18 protein-coding genes are annotated in these 17,768 nt (G+C 57.8%); 7 read left to right on the forward strand and 11 right to left on the reverse strand.

Annotated features, from left to right (window positions below; all coding sequences use genetic code 11):
* Positions 1–17 precede the first annotated feature (17 nt).
* The 10 genes from AC0B60_RS12720 to gspE form a co-directional block, all read right to left on the reverse strand.
* Complete coding sequence (locus AC0B60_RS12720; RefSeq protein WP_465086194.1) at positions 18–683, reverse strand: GNAT family N-acetyltransferase; 666 nt, start codon at positions 681–683, stop codon at positions 18–20.
* 22 nt (positions 684–705) lie between these two features.
* Positions 706–1,236: a type II secretion system protein GspM gene (gene gspM, locus AC0B60_RS12725; protein ID WP_465086195.1), complete on the reverse strand. Its 531-nt coding sequence runs from the start codon at positions 1,234–1,236 to the stop codon at positions 706–708.
* A 4-nt stretch (positions 1,237–1,240) separates the two neighbouring features.
* A complete protein-coding gene (gspL, locus tag AC0B60_RS12730) occupies positions 1,241–2,545 on the reverse strand; it encodes a type II secretion system protein GspL (protein WP_465086196.1) in 1,305 nt (434 codons plus the stop codon).
* A 77-nt stretch (positions 2,546–2,622) separates the two neighbouring features.
* Positions 2,623–3,636 (reverse strand): type II secretion system minor pseudopilin GspK, encoded by a 1,014-nt coding sequence (gene gspK / locus AC0B60_RS12735; protein WP_465086197.1) that lies wholly within the window; start codon positions 3,634–3,636, stop codon positions 2,623–2,625.
* Complete coding sequence (gene gspJ, locus AC0B60_RS12740; RefSeq protein ID WP_465086198.1) at positions 3,629–4,423, reverse strand: type II secretion system minor pseudopilin GspJ; 795 nt, start codon at positions 4,421–4,423, stop codon at positions 3,629–3,631. The genes gspK and gspJ overlap by 8 nt, the downstream gene beginning before the upstream one ends.
* Positions 4,423–4,797, reverse strand: coding sequence for a type II secretion system minor pseudopilin GspI (gene gspI / locus AC0B60_RS12745; RefSeq protein ID WP_465086199.1), 375 nt, complete (start codon positions 4,795–4,797; stop codon positions 4,423–4,425). The genes gspJ and gspI overlap by 1 nt, the downstream gene beginning before the upstream one ends.
* Positions 4,794–5,327 carry a type II secretion system minor pseudopilin GspH gene (gene gspH / locus AC0B60_RS12750; protein ID WP_465086200.1) on the reverse strand — a complete coding sequence of 178 codons (534 nt, stop codon included), beginning with the start codon at positions 5,325–5,327 and terminating at the stop codon, positions 4,794–4,796. The genes gspI and gspH overlap by 4 nt, the downstream gene beginning before the upstream one ends.
* A 2-nt stretch (positions 5,328–5,329) precedes the next feature.
* Entirely contained in the window at positions 5,330–5,767 is a 438-nt protein-coding gene (gene gspG, locus AC0B60_RS12755) for a type II secretion system major pseudopilin GspG (protein ID WP_465086201.1), read from the reverse strand.
* Between the two features lie 64 nt (positions 5,768–5,831).
* Positions 5,832–7,043: a type II secretion system inner membrane protein GspF gene (gspF, locus tag AC0B60_RS12760; RefSeq protein ID WP_465086202.1), complete on the reverse strand. Its 1,212-nt coding sequence runs from the start codon at positions 7,041–7,043 to the stop codon at positions 5,832–5,834.
* A 4-nt stretch (positions 7,044–7,047) separates the two neighbouring features.
* A complete protein-coding gene (gene gspE / locus AC0B60_RS12765) occupies positions 7,048–8,556 on the reverse strand; it encodes a type II secretion system ATPase GspE (protein ID WP_465086203.1) in 1,509 nt (502 codons plus the stop codon).
* 193 nt (positions 8,557–8,749) lie between these two features.
* Between gspE and AC0B60_RS12770 the strand changes: the two genes are divergently transcribed.
* The 7 genes from AC0B60_RS12770 to AC0B60_RS12800 all read left to right on the forward strand — a co-directional run bounded on the left by AC0B60_RS12770 (position 8,750) and on the right by AC0B60_RS12800 (position 16,525).
* Complete coding sequence (locus AC0B60_RS12770; protein ID WP_465086204.1) at positions 8,750–9,412, forward strand: type II secretion system protein N; 663 nt, start codon at positions 8,750–8,752, stop codon at positions 9,410–9,412.
* A gap of 8 nt (positions 9,413–9,420) precedes the next feature.
* Entirely contained in the window at positions 9,421–10,083 is a 663-nt protein-coding gene (locus tag AC0B60_RS12775; protein WP_465086205.1) for a transglutaminase-like cysteine peptidase, read from the forward strand.
* A gap of 123 nt (positions 10,084–10,206) precedes the next feature.
* Complete coding sequence (locus tag AC0B60_RS12780) at positions 10,207–11,802, forward strand: FAD-binding oxidoreductase (RefSeq protein WP_465086206.1); 1,596 nt, start codon at positions 10,207–10,209, stop codon at positions 11,800–11,802.
* The gene (locus AC0B60_RS12785; RefSeq protein ID WP_465086207.1) at positions 11,802–13,400 is read left to right on the forward strand and encodes a glycerol-3-phosphate dehydrogenase/oxidase; all 1,599 of its coding nucleotides are present in this window, start codon (positions 11,802–11,804) and stop codon (positions 13,398–13,400) included. Before AC0B60_RS12780 ends, AC0B60_RS12785 begins: the two co-directional genes overlap by 1 nt.
* Positions 13,397–14,959: an FGGY-family carbohydrate kinase gene (locus AC0B60_RS12790; protein WP_465086208.1), complete on the forward strand. Its 1,563-nt coding sequence runs from the start codon at positions 13,397–13,399 to the stop codon at positions 14,957–14,959. The genes AC0B60_RS12785 and AC0B60_RS12790 overlap by 4 nt, the downstream gene beginning before the upstream one ends.
* Positions 14,960–15,068: 109 nt before the next feature.
* Entirely contained in the window at positions 15,069–15,911 is an 843-nt protein-coding gene (locus AC0B60_RS12795) for a cytochrome c oxidase assembly protein (protein WP_465086209.1), read from the forward strand.
* Positions 15,912–15,952: 41 nt separating this feature from the next.
* Positions 15,953–16,525 carry an SCO family protein gene (locus AC0B60_RS12800; RefSeq protein ID WP_465086210.1) on the forward strand — a complete coding sequence of 191 codons (573 nt, stop codon included), beginning with the start codon at positions 15,953–15,955 and terminating at the stop codon, positions 16,523–16,525.
* A 12-nt stretch (positions 16,526–16,537) separates the two neighbouring features.
* Here the strand turns inward: AC0B60_RS12800 and AC0B60_RS12805 are convergent, their stop codons facing one another.
* Positions 16,538–17,761: a CaiB/BaiF CoA transferase family protein gene (locus AC0B60_RS12805; RefSeq protein WP_465086211.1), complete on the reverse strand. Its 1,224-nt coding sequence runs from the start codon at positions 17,759–17,761 to the stop codon at positions 16,538–16,540.
* Between the last annotated feature and the right edge of the window lie 7 nt (positions 17,762–17,768).

The following is a 17,768-nucleotide window of genomic DNA, read 5'->3' on the forward strand; positions in this document are numbered from 1 at the left end:
TTCGACAATTTGTTCGTTCAACCGGATACCGCCGCCTGTTCATCCGGGCGGACCTCACGGAAAAGTATATGATCCTCAAAGCTGCCCAGGCGAATGGTGCCAAGGCTACGGAACCCTTCGGACTCGTAAAACGGAATGTATCGGCTGTTGCCCGTATCCAGGACAAGCCCACTTCCTCGGGGATTTTCTGCACAGAGCTTTTCAACTGTGGATAACAGCAATCGCCCATATCCCTTGTTCTGATAGTTCGGATTCACTCCCATCAATGGCAACTGGTGGGCCAGAGGCTGGGGTAGCATTTCCCGGATTCTCTCGTGGTAATCCAGGTAGCGACGGGTACAGGCAAACCCGGTGGTAAGAACCATGCGAATACGCCAGCTAAGCTGCTCCGCTAGATTCAGCCGGAGCTCCGGCTCGCCAATGAAGGCAACAGCGACGAGCGTATCGTTCACCAACACACCAACTGCGTCCTGGTGCAAACCAAAATAGAGGTCAATCAGTTCCCGAACTGTGGCCCGCACTCGCTGCTGATAGCCCGGCCGACGATGATCAAACAGGTACTGGAACGTCGGTTCATCCCGGTACGCGTGGACCAGTATGGAAATCGCCTCGTTTCGGGCACTTCCGTCGAGTCGAACAATGACCGGCTCCTGGCTATTCTTGTTCTGTGTGCCGTCACTCATCACATGTTCTCCAATGTCTGCCTCAAATCGTTAACGTGAGACGTACGGATACGATCCCTGGATCGTTCTGTCGGTCCATGGACGCTTGATCTATCTGAACACCGTGGCTAGTGTTCAGACGTTCCAGCCAGCTGGCCACCTCAGTGAACGGTGCTCCCTCGAGCCAGACCCGAATGGCGTTCTCACCGCTGGGCTCGAAACGCTGAAGCGAAAGGCCTGATTCGCCGGCACTACGCGTCACCAGCGCCATAAGTGCTCTACCGTCTACCGGCGTATCAGAACCTGCGCCCCCCTGAGACGAACTGGCACTGGACAGACGATCCAATGACTGACGATTCGCCTCAAGCCACGCCAATAGTTCAGTCGCACGCCCCCTCGCGTCCACGGCTTCGTTGTGGAACTCCGTGGCGGGGCGCCAAACTCCAAAGTAGAGAATGCCCAGGAGAATGGCTACCGCTAGAACTGAGAGAGCCTGCTGGTCCCTGCGAGGCAACTGGTCATATTGGGCGATGAGCTTTCCGACGGCCGGCTGCTCTTTGATCCTGTTTAACATGCCGTTATCCTCCGGAAACCGTCAGGCGACCGCGGGCGCCATTGGATTCATTAACCACCGAGCCAATCTTCGCTTCCAATCCGCGACTGGTCAGGCCATTTCTCAGGGTGCTGAGCTTGTCATAGCTGTCTGCGCGCACATCGACCACAAGTTCTCCGCGGTTCCGGCTATAGTTCACCGAATTGAAGCTGACAGCGCGTGAGTCGGGAATCTTCGAATACTGTTCACCCGTGTACTTCATTAACATGATAAAACCAGCGTCTGGCCCTTCCGCCTGTAGTTGACGCAACTGCCCTTCAACAACCCTGCGCACGTTACCGGAATGGGTCCTGGCGTCGCCCGGGAAGGCCTCGCGATAAACCGCCATCGCCTGCTCTCGGATTTCGTCAGCTTGCTGCTGGTAGTAAAACCCCATGCCCACTTCCACGCCAATCTGGATCACAAACCATACGCAGGCCACGGCGATCAGCGGTTTCCATGCGCCCAGCGCACTCGATTTGCCCGTGCGGATGCTGTAGGCCCCCTGGCACAGGTTGATCGGCTGGCAAAGGTGATGATGGTGGGAATGTGCCAGCAGTTCCAGTGGCATCAGTTCCAGCGTTTCCTCGCGAACCACCAGGCGCCCTGACGATTTCAGCTCGCTCAGGTCCGCCTGCTGGTGCTCAAATTCCTGCTCAGTGCCATAAACAGTGACCGGCACCTCGGCAATCACTTCATCGGAGGGCGGTAGCGCAAGCGTCTGCGCAAACATCGCGAGATTCCGCGCATGAACACTCAGCCATTCCCCCTGATCACTGGAAAGCATGGCGGAATCGCCATCCAGGCACACCGACCAGCCACCTTCGGTCAGGGGCAGCAAGCTGGAATCTGGATAGATCGCATCCAGCTTAAGATGATTCCAACCACTGAACATCGCCACCCATTCTGCCATTTGACCGTGGTCTATAGCGGCTACCCGGAAACCTGTTTCCGTACGGTCGCCAAGGGCCAGATGAACGCTTTCGATATCCTGGGCAACCTGTTCCTCAACCGCGTAGGGAAGCGCCTGATGAACAAATCGCGTCTGTTTGGCGGGAATGTCAGCTACGCAGAAAAGCGCCTCGTCGCCGGGAATGAGACCAACCAACAGCACGTTCTCAAGATCGTTCTGGGTCAGGGTCTGCTCGATGGCGTCTCGTGAATCCGCTGTTCCCCGGGCCTGGGCATCTCCACTGGCATCCACCAGCACCCAATTGTACAACTGGGCTTCCGGGTTGGCGTCGGGGTCCGCGAATGGGGGTCGAGGCCTGACGTAGAGGCGATATGACATTCTGAACAATTTCCTTTTTCGAAACCCTTTCGGGGTTATCGGTTCTGTTTGTAACGATTTTCCGACTCCGGACTTCCCTACTCCTCGGAGACAGTGAACGGTTCCTTGGTAATTCGATTCTTTTGCCCGGTGTCACGAGACACGGTTTGCATCTCGCCCTCCGGGCTTCGATAAACCGTACTGACCAGGTTGGCAACCCGGTTATCGTAGGTAATCCGCGACACCACTTCAAAAAAACGGGTCTGTAGGCCCAGGCCTGTGGATTTCAGTCCCCTCCCCGCAAATTCATCCAATGCCAGGAAATCCTGTACATTTTCAAAACGCTCTTCCAAACGTCTTTCAAGAATAGCGTCTGCCTGCGCCTGTGTCAGTTCCTCATGGAGAGACATAAGTACCGGTGCTGTCGCAGTGTTGACGTTAATGCCCAGCCCCGCCACAGGCAACGCCGCTACGTGGGGCCTTAATGCACGATAGGCTTCTTCAGTCATACCATCGATCATACGAAGTTCGGAAACATCGACAAAGGGCTGATTGCCGGCCCTGTAGGCTGGATCCGCAGAAAGGTACTGGCCATCTTCGGCCCCATAGGCGCTGACGGTCTGGTCATCAGGATCAATCCAGTCAACCAACGCATCGACATTGACTGTGTTGATTTCGAGAACCTGAAGCAGGCGTGCTATCCGGTCACGGACCATAGGATCAACCTGCCCATTGACACTCACCAGGTCGTTGAGGTTTATCCTGCCACCGAGATCATCAATCTGGACCTCGGCCACACCGTTGTCGTCCAGCGGGAGAATGGCGGCATTCTTTGCCCAGAACTCATCCAGACTATCCACCATGAGGTTGTTTTCCTTATCGTCCTCAAAGTCCCGGACCAGAATCTGGCGGGCAAAGGCTTCCGCACCGAGGGCGACGCTGTGCCCCTGCTGTTGGGCAAGGTAATGGCTGGCACGGAACACTCTCACGCTTTGCTGCTGTGTCATGCCTGTGGCCAGCATGACCACCAGTGCCATGGCGAGGAGTACCATGATCAGAGCCACGCCACCCTGGCGATCACCGGGCCTTCCCCTGAATGGACGCCTACCCATCCGTCGCTCCTGACCCAGACGGGGCTTGGCCCGGGCTTTGATCTTGATCCTGGTCCTGTTGCTGGTCATCATCCTGGTCGTCTGCGGCGTCGTTGACGCTGTTCACCACACCCTGAGCAACATCATTATCAAAATCAGGAAGCGTGAAGGTTCTTGCCAGCTCACCAAAGCGTTCGTGCTCTATGGTGACCTCGATACCCAGCGGTAAAGGAATGTCCGGCCGCGCCCCCGGCGTCATATTGGCCAGACTTTCTTCATCAGGCCATTCATCCCGCCAGTTTCGCTGGTCATCCAGAAAGCGGACGGCGAAGTCGGTGACATTGGAAAGCAGAAGAAGGTCCTGGCTGTTGTCTTCCTGCCCCCTGTCGACGGTTACCCAGTACCGCCGGCGCAATTCATCCCCGGTGTATTCCCAGCCCACCCGCTGCAGACTGCTGCGACGAGTGCCCAGTGGGTTGCGCCAGCCCTGGCGGGTGAGAATCAATGAAAACTCTTCTTCACGGCTGGTCAGAGCAGGACGGAAATCGCCGTAAATGTCACGGGCCGACCGGTTCACCACCTGGGTAATGTCCCGCTCCAGCAAGAGCATGGTGCGTTGAATATGATCAAACTGTTCCGCGACTTCGTTGACCCGGTCCCTGGACGAGACCACATTGCCCAACACCTGCCATACCCCGAGGCCGATAACAGCGGTGATGGTAACCGCGATCAGCACTTCCATCAGGGTAAAGCCGGCTTGAGCGGAGGGACGCGACCTGTGTTGAGCAACGATCATGGGACCCGGCATCAGTTCTCACCAATAAACGCAGACAGCGTGTGAATCGGGGCGGGCTCAGTTCTGTTGCCGCGATATTGAGCCACGGTCACCTCAACACGAAGAATGGACGGGTCTTCGGTGGCGAGGACAGCGGTGGTTACCTGCCATTTATACGAGCCGTATTCGATGTCGTCCGAGTTCTCTGAGATAGAGGGCAAATTTTCCTGAAGCCGGATTTCATTGATACGATTGTCCGCCACCCAGCCAGCCAGGGTTTTGTCGCGAATCCGCTCATAACTGGAAATATACTGGCTGCCCACCTCGGCTGCTGCCGTTGCGATCAAGCCAAACACCAGCAGCGCCACCAGGACCTCGATCAGTGTAAAACCGCGCTGGCCGTTCATTTGTCCTCGCTCTCCTCGCTTCCCGGGTGGCGCCACTCAAGGGGAGAAATGCCATCGGACGTGATGGTGTGCATCCGGGAATCGTCACGGCCAACAAGGAACTCCAGCTCAAAAGGCGTCGTTTCACCGCTGGAAAAGAACACCACATCCGGCCGCAGTTCGTCTTCGTCAGACGCCAAGCGGGGGGTATCGCTTTCTATGTATTCGGTTACGGTGATCCATTCTGGGAAGCTCCGCGTCCGGAACATTCGTTCGGCTGGCTGCTTCCATTCGCCACTCAATTCTTCCCAGGCAACAAAACGATAGCTATCGTCTTCGAGAATCAGGCCCAACTCAGTATTGTTCAGTATCGATTGCTCCGAGGCGGTCTGCATCAGCAGGTAGAGCTCGCGTACTTCATTTTCCATCTCACGATCACGCGAGCTGCCGCCCATCGACATAACGGCAAGCGCAGCAAGCAATCCAACCACCACCAGGACAACGAGTATTTCGATCAGCGTGAAGCCCGACTGTCGTGTCCTGGAGTGCACAATCAGTCCCTGACCTTCCAAACGCTGATGTCGGCGTTGTCACCATCGCCGCCTTCACGGCCATCCGCGCCATAGGAATACAGGTCGTAGGGGCCTTCCGTGCCTGGATTAACGTACTGGTATTCTGCCCCCCACGGGTCCTCGGGAACGCTATTCAGATACCCCTCCGGGTTCCAGTTCCTGGGCTCGGGGCTACCACTGGGCTTGGACACCAATGCTTCGAGGCCTTGTTGAGTGGACGGATAATGGCTGTTGTCGAGACGGTAGAGGTCCAGGGCGTTTGCCACATTGCTCATCTGTGTCTCGGCCACCGTCACCCGGGCCTGATCACTTCGCCCCATGATGTTCGGCGCCACAATGGCTACCAGCAAGCCCAGAATAACCATGACGACCATGATCTCGATCAGGGTAAAACCCCGTTGTGCCACTTGATGTTTCATTGTTTCGCTCTTCATCTGTCCCTATCTCTGGGTTTGGAAATGGGGTTGGCCTGCCGGTCCTGGCCTAGCCAACCAGGTTGCTCATATTCAGGATCGGAAGCATGATTGCCAGCACGATAATCAACACAACCACGCCCATCAACAGCAGCATCATCGGCTCGAACAGGCCCACGATGGCGGCGATCTTGGACTGCAGGGTGTTCTCCTGCATCGTCGCTGTTCGCTCCAGCATGCTGTCCAACTCGCCGCTGGCCTCGCCACTCGCAATCATATGCAGCATCATCGGCGGGAAATAGCCGGTCTGGTCCAGCGAGCGGTGCAGGGAGCCGCCTTCACTCACCTTTCTTGCCGCATCCCGCAGTTCCTGGCGCAGGTGGTCATTTGACAGCACCTCGCCGGCAATGCGCATGGCTTCCACCAACGGCACACCGCTGGTGGTCAGAATGCTCAGTGTACTGGCATAGCGCGCAGTATTGACACCACGGACCATGCCGGAAAACAACGGCATATTGAGTAGGCTTTTGTGGAAACGGAGCCGGAACGAGGGTTTCCTTAATGACCACCGGAAAACAACCAGCGCGGCGATGATCAGTATCAGCAGATAGATAACGTAGCTGCCCAGGAAATCCGATACCGCCAGCATGGCGGCGGTCAGCGCCGGAAGTTCCTGCCCCTGCTTAACAAACACCTCGATGATGTCCGGCACCACATAGGTCAACAGGAACACCACAATGGCAATGGCCACAACGCTGAGAATGATTGGGTAAATGGCCGCCAACTGGATTTTCTGACGGGCCTCCTGCCGGGCCTCGGTATAGTCCGCCAATCGGTTGAGCACCAGGTCCAGATGGCCGGCGTGCTCACCCGCCGCGACGGTGGAACGATAGAGCCTCGGAAACGCCCGGGGGAACTCACCCAGGCTATCTGCCAGGCTGTAACCCTCCATAACTTTTGCGCGTATGGCAATCAGCATGCTGCGAATACGCGGCTTGGAAGACTGCTGAGCAGCCGCCGAAAGGGCCTGCTCGATCGGAATGCCGGACTGTATGAGCGTTGCAAGCTGCCGAGTCACCAGGGCAAGGTCCGCCGTTGCAAGACTGCCCCGGCTGCTAAGCGGATTGCTCCGGGCCTGCTTCTCCGAGGCGGGTTCAACTGCAAGGGGCGTCAGCCCCCGTTCTCGCAGTTGTTGGCGCACCGCCCTTGGGGCATCGGCCTCGACAACGCCCTGTTTCTGTTTGCCGCGGCTATCAAGCGCCTTGTAATCGAATGCTGGCATGGAGTTACCTGCTCCGGTGGGTCACGCGAAGGACCTCTTCGACTGTGGTCACCCCATCCAGGATTTTCTGGACGCCATCGGCGTGGATGCTCGGGCCATGAAGCCTGGCCTCGTGTTCGAGATCCAGCTCCCCTGCCCGTTTATGAATCAAGGAGCTGATTTCCTCGTTGACCTCAACCACTTCGTAGATACCGATACGGCCCCGATACCCCAATTGGTTGCAGTGCTCGCAGCCTTTCGCACGATGAATCGTTGGCGGGTTGGCCGGGTCCTGCTGCAGAAATTCGCAGTGTTCCTCACTTGGCGTATAAGGTTCGCAGCAGTCTTTACAAAGCACACGCACCAATCGCTGGGCCACGATGCCCACCAGGCTGGATGAAATCAGGAAAGGCTCAATGCCCATGTCCATCAGGCGGGTAATCGCGCCCACTGCGGTGTTGGTGTGGAGGGTGGAAAGAACCAGGTGACCAGTGAGACTGGCCTGGACTGCGATTTCAGCGGTTTCCAGATCACGAATTTCACCGATCATCACCACATCCGGGTCCTGGCGCAGAATGGCCCTGAGCCCCCGGGCGAAAGTCATATCCACCTTGGTGTTGACCTGGGTCTGACCGATGCCCGGCAGGTTGTACTCTATCGGGTCCTCAACGGTCAGTATGTTCCGGCTGCGATCATTGATTTCCTGCAGCGACGCATACAGCGTTGTCGATTTACCAGAACCGGTGGGGCCGGTGACCAGCAGGATGCCATAGGGCCGATAGATCAGCCGCCGCAGTATCTTCAGGTCGCCGCCCGCCATACCCAGGGACTCCAGGCGAATGCTCCCGGCCTGTTTGTCCAGAAGACGCAATACCACCCGTTCACCACTGGACGACGGCATGGTGGACACACGAATGTCGACTTCCCGTCCAGCCACCCGCAGGGCGATACGACCGTCCTGTGGCACCCGCTTCTCAGCGATATCCAGCTTGGCCATAACCTTGATTCGCGACACCAGCAAAGGCGCCAGTGCGCGCTTGGGCTGCACCACTTCCCGCAGTACACCGTCCACCCGGAAACGCACCACAAGCCGGGTTTCGTAGGTTTCGATATGCACGTCCGAGGCGCTGGTCTTGACGGCCTCGGTGAGGATAGCGTTGATCAGCCGGATAATCGGGGCGTCGTCTTCCTGTTCCAGCAAGTCTTCGGTTTCTGGTACCGAATCCGCCAGCGACGCCAGATCCATATCATCGCCAATCCCCTCCACCATCTGCATGGCTTCGGCGGAATCATTCTGGTAGGCCGCGTTCAGCGCTGCGTCGAAACGGGCCGGATCAATGGGAGAGAACCTTGCACGCCCCCCGCTGATACGGTTGGCTTCCGCCAGCGCTGAGTGACCCGCCCCGGGTCTTACCAGGATTACGGGATCGCCTTCGTCGTCACGGGTCAGGATGACACCGTTGCGTTTGGCGAACGTGAAAGGTAGACGGCCCAGCGGAGCATCCTGCGGCTGAAGTTCTGTGTCTGTGTCCACGATCGTCCTCGTTATGTTGCCGGGGCGGGAAGAAAATGTTCCGGAATCCCTTTCTATTCAATTAATTCAGAAAGGCTACCATAGGATATGGAACCGCTGAATAACTCTATACACTATACTGCCAATAAATCGTTGCAGTCTGATAACCTGTGAGCCTTTTGCCGGCCCACACCTGCTCTTTTCGGGACATTCAATGCTTTTTACCAGTTCAAGGTTACCACTGATACTCGCCACCGTCGCAGGCATCGCCATGATCACTGTGACAGCGTGGCAGGGCGTTCGCTTCTGGCAGAATGAAACCAGTGCAGGTGGCGCTACGTCCGCCACGGACCTTGCGATGGCGGAAACCGAGACCCGGGACGTCCCTGACGCCAATCTGGCCTCGTTTGCCCTGTTTGGAGAAGCCGGAAAAGAGGTTCCCCAATCGGAACCCGATACCGAGAACCTGCCGGAAACCAACCTGAGGCTGTTCCTCCGCGGTGTACTGGCCGCCTCGGGAGATTTTCCTGGTAGCGCACTGATTGAAGACGACAAACGGAACACCGAGGCCTACCTGGTGGGCGATGAGCTACCCGGCAATGCGACCCTTCGTTCTGTTCGCCCCAATCGCATTATCATTGAGCGCAGCGGCAAACTCGAAAATCTCTACTTCCCGGAAGATGAAGACAGAACCGGTCTCTCCATGGCTTCCACGCAAACCTCCAGCGAGCAGGAGGAACCCAGTGGCACGCAAATTCGTCCAACAGGTGTGGACAGACGTTCTACCTCCACCAATACAGACACCAGCGACCAACGCCGTGAGGAAATCCGGCAGCGTCTGGAACAACTTCGCGAACGCCTGAGAACCAACAACTGAGGACAGCCATGGAAACGGCCGCATCGAATCCTCGCCGCAGCGGCTCCCTGCTTCCCATGCTACTCATGGTCATCACGTTAACGGTGGCCGCCTTCGAACTCAGCGAACGACTCATGACCTACGTGCGCTCAGAATTCGGCGAGGAGGCCCACGGCCGGCTGGAAACCTGGCAAAGCCTTCACGACATGGCTTCCCGGGCAGCAATCGACCGCCAGCTCCGGCTCGTGAATTCGTTTTTTAACCGAGTCCGGTTTGTCAGCGACATTGCCCACTGGGGAGAAGAAGACTACTGGGCGACGCCCGTTGAACTACTCACCACCAACGGCGGCGATTGTGAGGACTTCTCCATCGCAAAATACCTTACCCTCAAATCCATGGGGGTTCCCGATGAGCAACTTCGCATTGTTTACGTCAAGGCTCTGGAGCTGAACCAGGCTCATATGGTGTTGGCGTGGTATCCGGAGCCGGACGCGGACCCGCTAATCCTCGATAACCTTATCAACGAGATCAAACCGGCGTCCCAAAGGCCGGACCTGGAGCCAGTCTACAGCTTTAATGGTGACGGTCTGTGGCTGAACCGTTCCGGTGGTGACTCCGAACGAATCGGAGAAGCGAAAAAACTGGAACACTGGCAAAGTCTCAATGATCGCATGGTGGACAGTCTCCGCTAGAACCATCGTTGTCGGCATAAGACACAAGACTTGTCGCCAGGCGACACAGCGTTAACGGCCCCAGGCGGTACAATCTGCTCCACGAATAGACTTACCACACACTTACCGACGAGGAACGGCCACATGCGACGCTGGAACGGCTGGGGTGATGACCAGTTTAATCTTGAATTACCCAACGAAGGGCAGCGATTTCTGGACGAGCGCATAGGAAGCGCCCCTGCTCTGGCCGACGTGTCCCTGGAGCATGTCAGCGCTCAGGTGCCCGCCAGCAGGCTGCCGCGGCATCCAGCAATTGTTGACGCAGCCGAAGATCGAGTGCGCCACGCTCGCGGTCAGAGCCTGGCAGACTGGCTCGCCATGCGCAGCGGAGACTTTGGCGTATTTCCCGATGGTGTTGCCTACCCTGAATCGTCCCTGGATGTTCAGGCTCTGCTTCAATACGCTGACGAAAACGGTATTGCGCTCATCCCCTATGGCGGCGGCACCAGCGTGGCGGGCCACATCAACCCGGTATCCGGCGATCAAGCCGTGCTGACCGTGGATATGGGCCGAATGAACCGCCTGATGGATCTGGACAGGGAGAGCCAGGTCGCCACGTTTGGCGCCGGCACCCCGGGCCCGTTGGTGGAGTCGCAGTTACGGGCACTGGGCTATACATTGGGGCATTTTCCACAGTCTTTTGAGCTGTCCACCATTGGCGGTTGGGTCGCCAGCCGGTCCAGCGGGCAACAATCACTCCGTTATGGCCGGATCGAACAGCTGTTTGCCGGTGGCCGCATCGAAACCCTGAAAGGCACGCTGGACATCCCCACCATTCCAGCCTCCAGTGCCGGCCCGGACATCCGCGAGATGATTCTTGGTTCCGAAGGCAGGCTTGGTCTGATCACCGAGGTCAAAGTGCGCGTCACGCCATTGCCGGCCCAGGAAAGCTTCCATGTGGTGTTCTTTCCCTCTTGGGACAAGGCTCGAACAGCCTGTCGCAAGCTGGTTCAGAATCGCACCCAGCTCTCGATGCTGCGCCTGAGCAACGCTACGGAGACAGAAACCCAGCTTGCTCTTGCCGGCCACCCCGGAATGATTGGTCTGCTGGAGTCCTATCTGGGCCTACGGGGCGCCCAAGACGGCAAATGCATGATGACGTTCGGCCTCACCGGCAGCAAACGCCAGTGCCGGAACGCTCTCAAGGAAACTCGCGAACTTTGCCGCGAATTTGGTGGCATCTACACCGGTAAAAAACTCGGCGACAAATGGGCGGCCAAGCGCTTCACCATGCCCTACCTGCGGGAAGCCCTCTGGAAACTGGGTTACGCCGTCGACACCCTGGAAACCGCCACCGACTGGGATAACGTTGACGATCTCTTAAAGTTGATTGAAGAAAACCTTCGTAACCAACTGATTGAAAATAACGAGCGAGTCCATGTTTTCACCCATCTTTCGCATTTCTACACCCAGGGCTGCAGCTTGTACACCACCTATGTGTTCCGGGTTGCAGACAGCTACGGGGAAACCCTGGCACGCTGGAAAACCCTCAAAGACAGCACATCTGCCATTATCGTTAACAACCGGGGCACCATTAGCCATCAGCATGGCGTTGGCAAGGACCACGCCCCCTTCCTGCCGGTTGAGAAAGGCGAACTGGGCATGCTGGCCATCGGGTCTCTTTGCCAAACCTTTGATCCGGCCGGCCTGCTAAATCCACAGACGCTGGTTCAGAAATAATGTCACTGACGCGCGAACAGAAGCTCGAGCAACTGACCCGCGGCAATTCCACCTTTGATGTGGTTGTGATCGGAGGGGGTATTACCGGTGCAGGCATTGCTCGCGAGGCTGCCGGCAGCGGTTTAAGCACCTTACTGGTGGAGCAACGGGACTTCTCCTGGGGCACTTCCAGCCGTTCTTCGAAAATGATCCACGGTGGGCTGCGCTACCTGGGTAGCGGACATTTTCGCCTGACACGGGACGCGGTGCGGGAGAGGGAGCGCCTGATGGCGGAGGCGCCGGGGCTAATTGATCCCCTGCGTTTTGTGATGCCCCATTACCGGAAACAATTCCCCGGCCCGAAACTGTTCCAACTGCTGCTACGCCTGTACGACCGCATTGCAGGCAAGCCCTCCAGGCAACGACTCAGCCCGGTGGAAACACTGCAGTGGGTTCCAGGCATAGCCACCAACAATCTGGTCGCCGCCAGCGGCTTCACCGATGCGGTCACCGACGACGCGCGTCTGGTGCAGAGAGTGCTGGAAGAAGCCGAGACCGATGGTGCTATCTGCCTGAATTACATGTCGGCGCAGGCGGTTCTCCGAGACAATGACACTCATGCCGTCACAGGCGTTCACCTTCAGGATGCCCGCACAGAGGCCCACAAGCCGGACTTGATCGTCAACACCCCGCTGGTTATTAACGCCACGGGCGCCTGGGCAAACCAGTTTAAGCAGGCCGATCATACTGACACCCGAATACGCCCCCTGAGGGGAAGCCACCTGGTTGTTCCCTACTCTCGGCTTCCGGTGTCCTGTTCGGTTTCTCTCTTTCATCCCGAAGACGGTCGGCCGGTATTCGCCTTCCCGTGGCAAGGCGCGACGGTACTGGGCACCACGGACCTGGACCACCAAGACACGCTGTCTCGCGAGCCCGCCATCACCCGGGAGGAGCTGGATTACCTATTACAAGTCTCCTCCAGGCTGTTTCCTGCCAGCGCCATCTCCGAACGTGACGTGATAGCCACCTGGGCCGGAGTGCGTCCTGTAGTCACGCAAAAAGAGAGAACACGAAAGCCCTCCCAGGAAAACAGGGAGCATGTGATCTGGTCCGACGACGGCCAGATCAGTGTCGCCGGTGGCAAGTTAACCACCTTTCGGCTTATCGCTCGGGAAGTACTCGAACGGGGGCAAATACCGGGCTTTCGACTCAGGAACGATGCACTGCCGGAATTCACACCGCCCCCGGACCTTAAACGTCCCGAAGCCATCAGCCATCGGAACTGGCATCGATTAGCGGGCTTTTACGGTCCTGCTCTGGCAGAGGTCCTGCAAGCGGGCGGCCATAATACCATCGCCAGTACCGATACTCTTTGGGCAGAGCTAGCCTGGGCCGCAGCCAACACCAGCGTGGTCCACCTGGATGACCTGATGTTGCGCCGCACCCGGCTTGGGCTGGTGCTTCCAAAAGGCGGCGAAGACCTGCTCCCGGACATACGTTTCCTGTGCCAACCCATCCTGGCCTGGGATGACACCACCTGGGAGCAGGAAGAAACACGCTACCTGGATCTTTGGCGGGCCTGCTACTCGCTTCCGCCCGCACCGGGAGCGATGAAATGAGCGTAACCGAGCCACTGATTCTAGCCATCGACAACGGCACCCAAAGCGTTCGGGCCCTGCTATTCGATACTCAGGGCAACCTCATCGGCAAGGGCAAGCAGGACATCGAGCCCTACTTCTCCGAACAGCCGGGCTGGGCAGAACAACATCCGGAGTATTTTTGGGAAAATCTGGGTAAGGCATGTGACCTGCTATGGCAGAACACAATCGCGAAACCGGACCGGGTAGCCGGGGTCACCGTCACAACCCAGCGGGGCACTGTCGTTAACCTGGATCAGCACGGCAAGCCACTTCGACCTGCAATCATCTGGCTCGACCAGCGTCACGCACGGGTTGAAGGGCCTGTGCCCGGCTTATGGGGCTGGCTGTTCAAGCTGCTGCGGCTGAAACCCACCGTTGACCGTTTCCGCGAGAAAACCCAGGCCAACTGGATTGCCCAGAACCAGCCTGACATCTGGTCTGCCACCCGGCATTTTCTTTTGCTGTCAGGCTACCTGAACTACCGTCTGACCGGCGAGTTCAAAGATTCCGTGGGTAGTCAGGTGGGGTACATCCCCTTCGACTACAAGCGCCACCAATGGGCCCGCCAGCGGGATTTCAAATGGCTTACCATGCCCGTTCGCCGTGACATGCTGCCGGAACTGGTTAAGCCCGGCAATAAGATTGGCGATCTTACCCAAAACGCGGCCCGACACCTTGGCCTGCCGGGGCCACTGCCGGTCATTGCAGCGGCGTCGGATAAAGCCTGCGAAATCCTCGGCTCCGGTGGCCTGACACCAGAGGTGGGCTGCATGAGCTACGGCACCACCGCCACCATCAACACCACTAGCAAACGCTACCTGGAACCGGTGCGCATGATGCCACCCTATCCTTCCGCCCTGCCCGGCCACTATTCCACCGAGGTGATGATCTACCGGGGATTCTGGATGGTGAGCTGGTTCAAACGGGAGTTCGGGCTGCGGGAACGGAAACTGGCCGAGCAGCAAGGCGTGGAACCGGAAGCGCTCTTCGACGAACTGGTTCGGGCCGTCCCGGCTGGTTCCATGGGGTTAATGCTGCAGCCTTACTGGTCACCCGGGGTTCGCCAGCCCGGGCCGGAAGCCAAGGGTTCCATCATCGGGTTTGGCGACGTACATACCCGCTCCCACATATACCGCGCCATACTGGAAGGCCTGGCCTACGCCCTTCGCGAAGGCAAGGAACGGATCGAGAAACGCAGCGGCGTTCCTATTCGCAGATTGAGAGTCGCCGGAGGTGGCTCCCAGAGCGACGCCGCCATGCAACTGACCGCAGACGTCTTCGGGCTGCCCGCGGAGCGGCCTCACACCTACGAAACCTCCGGTCTTGGCGCCGCCATCGACGCCGCCGTTGGTCTGGGGCTACACCCGGATTTTGAAACGGCGGTGAACGCCATGACCCGCGTTGGTGATGTGTTTCATCCTCAAGCCGACACCCAGCAACTCTATGAGCGCCTGTATCGCGAGGTATACCTGAAAATGTACCCCCAGCTGCAGCCGCTGTACCGAAAAATCCGCGATATTACCGGCTATCCCGATTAGCACAGGAAACCGAACAATCTCTTGAATTTAGAACACAGTCCGGTAAAACTCTGGGTCAGTTACAACAACAATCACCCGGTTCAGCCCCCAGAGCACAAAGGCAAGCCCGATGTCGGCCTTAGATTACCTCGTACCCTATGACTTTTCGCCGCTCACGATATTGAGTTTCGTGCTCGTTCTGGCGCTGTACGGATATGGCCTGGCCAGGATGCCCGAGGACGAGCGCCCCGGAAGCGGTCGAATAATGGTGTTCGTGCTGGGCGTGATGCTTTGCTATGGCGTGATGCAGACTCGGTTCGATTACTACTCCCAGTACATGTTCTTTGTACACCGGGGACAGCACTTGATCCTTCACCATCTGGGGCCGTTCCTGATTGCACTGTCCAACCCTCTGCCCGTTATGCGATTCTTATACAGCCTGATCAAACCGGGAGTCAGGAAGGCATTAACACCCGTGGGGTGGCTGTACCGATTCCTTCAACATCCAGCAATTGCTTCCTTCTTATTTGTCGGCCTGATCTATTTCTGGCTCTGGCCGCCCATTCACTTCGACGCCATGCTCAGCCGGGATCTCTACTGGGTGATGAACTGGAGCATGCTACTGGACGGCATGCTGTTCTGGTGGTTGATCTTCGACCCACGCTCGCCCGTCATCAGCGACGCTCTGGGCTACGGAAAACGCATCCTGCTGCTGGCCCTGGTCGCGATACCCCAGATGATTCTGGGCGCCACCATCGTGTTCTCACGAGGCATGGTGTACGACGTATACGAAGTCTGCGGCCGTGCCTGGCCAATGCCGCCGGAGACCGACCAATTGCTGGGAGGCCTACTGACCTGGATTCCCCCGGCCATGATGAGCATTCTCGGCATACTGATTATCCTTCGACGCGCCATGAGGCAAGATGGCAAGGTGTCGCCCTATAACGAAAAACTGAAGGTCAGCCATTCATGAAAAACCGGTTCTGCAGGTGCTCTCGTAGAATAATTTCAGCCATGGCCTTGATTGTGTCCGTCGTAATACTCGGTGGGTGTCTTGGTGACAATGAAAACTGGAATGGCAAGGACATCAGCGGCCTGATGCCGGAACTGGCCTTTGAACTGACAGGCACCTCAGGCGACACAGTGACTGCCGCGCAAACCGACGGCACTATCCGGATGCTGTTCTTCGGCTTCACCTCCTGCCCCGATATCTGCCCCGCGACGCTCCAGAAACTGTCCAGGGCGGTGAAGGATTTGCCGGCAGAGTTGCGGGAGGACACACGGATTGTCTTCGTCAGCGTGGACCCACAACGGGATACCCCCGAACGCATCGACAGCTATGTAAGCTTTTTCAGCGACCGGGCCATCGGCCTGACTGGAGACGAGCCAGCGCTGAGGGAACTGAGCAAACGCTATCGAACCACCTTCGGCTACGACGAACCGGACGCAGAGGGCAATTACAACGTTTCCCACAGTGGGGCCGTCTATGTGTTTGATCGCGAAGGGAATGCGCGCTTACTGATCAGGCCGGAGGTCAGTGTGGAGGCGATACGATCCGATCTGGTTGCGTTGGCTGAGGAAAGCTGACGCAATAGCGGGTCACGAGATGACGCCGCGCTCCATGAGGCCCTCTATTTCAACGGTAGAGAGGCCGGCAATCTTCTCAAGGACCTGTTTTGACTGTTCCCCCAGCAGCGGAGGCGCCGTCCTGTAGCTTACCGGCGTCAGCTTCAACCTGATCGGATTGCCAACCGTCGGCACATCGCCCAGGTCGGGATGTGGAACAGACTGTTTCATGCCCCGCGCCAGAACCTGCGGATCGTCAAATACCTGATCCAGTGTGTTAACCGGCCCGCAGGGCACCCCTGAACGCTCCAGAATCTGCACCCATTCCTGAGTAGGCCGCATCACCGTGGCCTGCCGTAGCCTGGGAATCAGTTCCTTGCGATTCGCCACTCGGGCCCGGTTCGTCGCAAAACGCTCATCGCTCGCCCACTCCGGATGCTCAAGAACATCGCACAACCGGGCGAACTGCTCATCGTTACCGACCGTTAGCACCATGTTGCCGTCTGCGGTAGGAAAATCCTGATACGGGACGATATTGGGATGCGCATTACCCATCCTCCCTGGCGCTTGCCCCGTCGTCAGGTAATTCATGGCCTGATTGGCCAGGCAGGCCACCTGTACATCCAGCAGCGCGGCCTCGACATACTGGCCCTCCCCCGTCCGGTCACGGTGGCTGAGCGCAGCGAGCACACCAATCGTGGCATACAGCCCGGTCATAATGTCCGTCAGTGCGACACCGACTTTCATCGGCCCGGCGCCGGGCTCGCCGTCCGGTTGCCCGGTGATGCTCATCAGCCCACCCATGGCCTGGATCAGGAAGTCATAGCCCGGTCGATTTGCGTAGGGGCCATCTTGGCCAAATCCGGTGATTGAGCAGTAGATCAGTTTGGGGTTGATACGTTTCAGGCTTTCGTAATCCAGACCATAACGCTTAAGCCCGCCCACCCTGAAGTTTTCAAGGATGACATCCGATTCTGCGACCAGTTTTCGAATCAGTTCCTGCCCTTCAGGATGAGCAATATCCACCGCCAGTGACTGCTTGTTGCGATTAGCGGTCAGGAAGTAGGCAGAAAGTTCCTCGTTGCCATCAGCTCCCTGAAGATAAGGGGGCCCCCACGAGCGAGTGTCATCACCATGTTTGGGCCGCTCAATCTTGATAACCTCTGCGCCCAGATCCCCAAGAATCTGGCCCGCCCAAGGGCCAGCCAATACCCTGGAGAGATCGAGGACACGCAAGTGAGATAGGGAGCCAGACATTTAATTC

The organism is Marinobacter sp. V34 (genome assembly GCF_055524115.1).